The organism is Vibrio fluminensis, from assembly GCF_015278125.1.
Classification (GTDB): domain Bacteria; phylum Pseudomonadota; class Gammaproteobacteria; order Enterobacterales; family Vibrionaceae; genus Vibrio; species Vibrio fluminensis.
Genome location: NZ_JADILO010000060.1, coordinates 1 through 4,809, shown reverse-complemented (window position 1 = coordinate 4,809; position 4,809 = coordinate 1). Strand labels below are relative to the sequence as shown.

The 4,809-nt window shown below is 45.0% G+C and carries 2 protein-coding genes; both read right to left on the bottom strand.

Annotated features, from left to right (window positions below):
• Positions 1-185 precede the first annotated feature (185 nt).
• The gene (locus tag IRQ95_RS21800) at positions 186-3,305 is read right to left on the bottom strand and encodes an efflux RND transporter permease subunit (protein ID WP_194439876.1); all 3,120 of its coding nucleotides are present in this window, start codon (positions 3,303-3,305) and stop codon (positions 186-188) included.
• Positions 3,306-3,313: 8 nt separating this feature from the next.
• On the bottom strand, positions 3,314-4,417 hold the full coding sequence (locus IRQ95_RS21795) for an efflux RND transporter periplasmic adaptor subunit (protein ID WP_194439874.1): 1,104 nt from the start codon (positions 4,415-4,417) through the stop codon (positions 3,314-3,316).
• Positions 4,418-4,809: the final 392 nt, after the last annotated feature.

Sequence of the window (4,809 nt, the reverse complement as noted above, 5' to 3'; positions counted from 1 at the left end):
TCTTTCAACTTGGTCAACAACATCCAATTTAAAAGCGAATGAATAGTCACGTTGGGTTCGTCTAGCTGTTGATTTCATAACACTCTCCAATTTTCTGATTGGGTTGTGTCAACCTTATTTAGGACGGGTCAAAAGAAATAAAAAAAGCGCTGGTACTCCAGCGCTTTTTCACCTTTTAGGGGCAATTAGTTCTCTTCCACCACAATGGGTTGATCATCTTCTTGCGGTAATTTACTGCGCCCAAGCATGAGCAAACATGGAGTAAGAACTAACGTAAGCACTGTAGCAAACGCCAACCCTCCCGATACAGCAGTTGCCAGCTGAGACCACCACTGCGTACTCGGTGCGCCAAATTCAATCTTCTGATTAATCAGATCGATATTCATCTCTAACACCATCGGTAGCAAGCCAAGAATGGTAGTAACCGTCGTCAACAACACGGGCCTTAGACGCTGTACACCTGTGCGCAGAATCGCTTCGCGTTTCTCCAGACCGCGGCGCAACAATTGATTATAAGTATCAATCAACACAATGTTGTTATTGACCACAATGCCCGCTAACGCAATCACCCCAATACCTGACATCACGACGCCAAATGGTCGCTGGAAGATAAGTAAGCCAGCAAATACACCTACCGTTGAAAACAGCACAGCGCTCAGAATCAAAAACGCTTGATAAAAGCTATTAAACTGAGTGATCAGAATCAGCGCCATTACAATCAAAGCCACTAAGAACGCGGTTTGTAGGAACGCCGAAGAGTTTTCCTGCTCTTCATTTTGCCCACGCAGCTTAAACTCAACACCATCAGCAAAATTTATCTCGCTCAACGCTTGATCTATTTTCGGTAATTCAAGTGCCAAGTTATAACCTTCTTTGATATCCGCTTTGATACTAATGATCCGGTGCCCATCCACGCGATGAATCGTGTCTTGCTTATGATCGGGAACGATTGATGCGAAGTTAGTGATCGGAACCATACCCGCCGCGGTCTTGACTCTTAACTGATCAAATTTACCAATATCACGTTTCTCTTCCGGATAACGAACAATGATATCCACTTCTTCATTGGAATCGTCCGGTAGATAGTCGCCAATGGTTAAACCATTAGTCACAAACTGAACGGTATTGCCCACTAGGGTTGCATCTGCTGCAAAGCGAGAGGCGTCATCACGACGGATATCTATTTGCCAATCAATGCCTTCTTTGCTTGAGTTATCACTGATGTTCGTCAATGCAGCATAGTTATCTGCCCATTCGCGAACCTGCTTGGCGGCCGTATCTAGTTCATCAAGATCCAGCGCAGACATCTCAATCACCAGATCATTTTCTACCGGAGGACCTGCATCTGGGAACTTATATTCAATTTCGACCCCTGCATATTGATCGGTCTGCTGTTTCAGCCCTTCAATAATGTCTTTCACTTTACCGCGATATTGCCAGTCAACCGGAGTTATTTGAATCTGACCTATTTCGTCATCACCGCCAGTTCGAGTATAAACGCTTTCAAAGTCCTCATGACCTAGCATCATCTGCTCGATATCGCGCATGATTTCATCTTTTTCATAGATGGAAAGATCACCGTATGACCGAACCTTGACGGTAAAGAAAGGTGGATCAACTTCAGGGAAGAACTCTGCTCCAAGCCCTGCTTTGTTATAAGCCGCACCAACACCAAACGCCATGGCGATCGCCAGCAGCAATATTTTAATCGGATGGCCAAGCGCAATATCGAGCGTATGGTAATAAAGCTTAGTGATGCCTGTCGCTTGAGAGAAATCGCCTTCATGCAGTGCGACCATTTTCTCGCGACTCGCTTGGGTAACATGCTGCGGTTTACCAAACAAGCCGCCCAGAACAGGCACGAACAATAACGCCATGATCAAAGAAGCAAACAGCGTCGCGATCAAAGTCAACGGCAGATACTTCATAAATTCGCCAGTCACGTCAGGCCAGAACAGCAATGGTGCAAAAGCGGCTAACGTGGTCGCGGTAGAAGCGGTAATCGGCCAAGCCATCCTTTTCGCCGCATCACGATAAGCTTGCTTTCTCGGCGTCCCCTCTTGCATACGCCGATCTGCGAACTCGGTGACAACGATCGCGCCGTCCACCAGCATACCGACCGCCATAATAAAGGAGAACAGAACGATAATGTTTATCGTAATCCCAAATACTGATAACGCTAGTAGCCCTGCTAGAAACGATCCCGGAATAGAGATACCAACTAACATCGCGGTCCGCATCCCCAGAATAGCAATGATGACAATCACCACCAAAATGATGGCTGATAAGATATTATTTTGCAGATCGGTCAGCATCATCTTGACGTCATCAGACTGGTCCCAAGTGTACTTCACCAGCAAATTATCCGGCCATTGTGGACTTTTCTGAGCTTCAATGAGCACAGCTTTAACCAGTGAAACCGTCTCAATAATGTTCTCACCAGCACGTTTGCTGACATCAAGCACAACCGCAGATTCACCATCTAAGCGAGCGAAGGTTTCAGGGTCGCGAAATGCTCGGCGTACCGTCGCGACATCCGCAAAGGTAATGACTTGCTTACCATCAACTTTGATTGGCAATTCGAGTACATCTTTAATCGAGTCAAATACAGACGGAACTTTGACAGAAAAACGTCCATAGCCAGTATCAACAAACCCGGCAGCTACCACACGGTTATTCAATGCAATCAGGTTGTAGATATCAGCTTGGTCTAAGCCATAGCTTTCCATGAGCAAAGGGTCAACGATGATCTCAACGATATCTTCACGATCACCCGCAATCTCGACCTCTAACACTTGGCGATAACTTTCCAGCTTATCTTGCAAGCGACGAGCAATCTGTACGATGGTTCGCTCTGGCACTGTGCCGTAGAGGACGAGAGATAAAACAGGCTCTTCAGAGGCTAGAGTCACCTCATTAACAGTTGGCTCATCGCTATCTTCTGGCAATTTAGGTTTGGCGAGATCGACCGCTTCGCGAACATCGGCCATTGCCTTATTGAGATCCATACCGACTGAAAATTCGAGCATCACAGAGGCGTGTCCCTCGGATGCGGTCGACGTCATCTCTTTAACCCCTTCAATCGATCGCAACTCCTGCTCGATTGGTCGAACCAACAAGCGTTCAGCATCTACAGGGGAAATACCTTGGTGACCGACAGAGACATAGATAATCGGAATGGTAATGTCAGGACTCGATTCTTTAGGTATCGTGACGTAAGTGATGACGCCAGCAATCAAAATAAATACCAGCAGCACCATCATGGTGCGTGTTCTTGAAAGTGCAGCATCAATTAAACTAAACATGCTGCCCCCTATTGTTGACTTTGCGCTGAGCTGGCGACGGCAATAACTCGGTCACCATCGCGCACAAAACCTTGGCCAGTGGTGATAATATCGACCTGTTTACCTAGCCCTGTCAGCCACACTCCATCTTGTTCAGCTTTCACTAACTGAATCGGAACAAATTTAACTTGCTCTTGTTCGATTAAAGTTTTCACGCCCAAATTGCCAGACTCATCAAGCGCCAACATGGCTGGGGTAATTTTTATCGCTAGCTGATCTTTAAGGTTCAGCTCCACCTCAGTACTCACACCAGCTGGAATCCGTTGCTGCGGGTTATTCACTTCGATTTCAATGGGGAAAGTATTAGTTGAAACAGAAGAAACTCGACCGATGTAACGCACGGTACCTTGAGTTTCTTGACCGTTTATAAAACGAACTTTTGCCGCTTGGTTCACTTTAAGATCTTGAATGTGACGTTCGCTCACATCCGCCTCAATAACGATTTTTTCTAAATCAATTAAGGTCGCGACTGGATCGCCAACGCCAACAAAATCACCTTTTTCGATATTGAGATAATCAACCACCCCCGCAAAAGGTGCTCTAACATTGGTATTGCGTAACGCAAGCTTTGCATTACCGACCATGGCTTTTGCTTCAATAAGCATCGCTTGAGCATTGGCAAAGGCTACTTCGCCTTGTAACCCTTTACTCTTGAGCGATTGCGCAGCTTTAAACTCTTTCTGACGAACTGAAAGCATGGCTTTGGCTCGCTCAAGCTGGATGTCTAAATCACCTTTATCGATAACAGCAATAATTTGGTTTTGCTTAACCTGATCACCTTTCTCTACTTGCAAGTCGATTATCTTGCCTGCAATTTCAGCGCCTAAACGAGCTTGGCGATCTGGTGCCGTTCTGCCATAAAGGTCGATTGTTTTGTGGGTATCTTGTGCAACAAAAGTTTGGAAAGCAACCTTAGCTAAGGGAATGATCGACTGCTGTGACTCTTGACTCGCAGGGACTTCTTCGGAATTAGATTGCCCCATAGCAAGCCAAATACCGAGCAAAATCACCAAAATTAAAGAGATGATATAAGGTCGAACTGAAAAAAACCGAAAAATAGACAACTTAGCCATAACTATCCTTAATACGTCAAAAGCAACATCCAGCGTGCTCAAGATTCCTTTTTACTGTTTTTTATAGGTTTTTGATCAAAATTAACCACACAAAACTTTCACCAGTTTGTAGCATAACAAGGTTAAATAAGATAACAAGCTTACAAAATACACAATTTACTCTATCAAACACCGACATGACTCTGGTCATTAAATAGCCCGTATTTTGTTACAAATATAAAAAAAGCTGCCTAAGGCAGCTCCTCTTTATTCAAATAGGTGACCCGTCCTAAATAAGGTTGACACAACCCAATCAGAAAATTGGAGAGTGTTATGAAATCAACAGCTAGACGAACCCAACGTGACTATTCATTCGCTTTTAAATTGGATGTTGTTGACCAAGTTGAAAGAGG

Coding starts and splice junctions, on each gene's coding strand:
- IRQ95_RS21800 (WP_194439876.1), bottom strand. CDS start 3,305: ATGTTTAGTTTAATTGATGCTGCACTTTCAAGAACACGCACCATGATG.
- IRQ95_RS21795 (WP_194439874.1), bottom strand. CDS start 4,417: ATGGCTAAGTTGTCTATTTTTCGGTTTTTTTCAGTTCGACCTTATATC.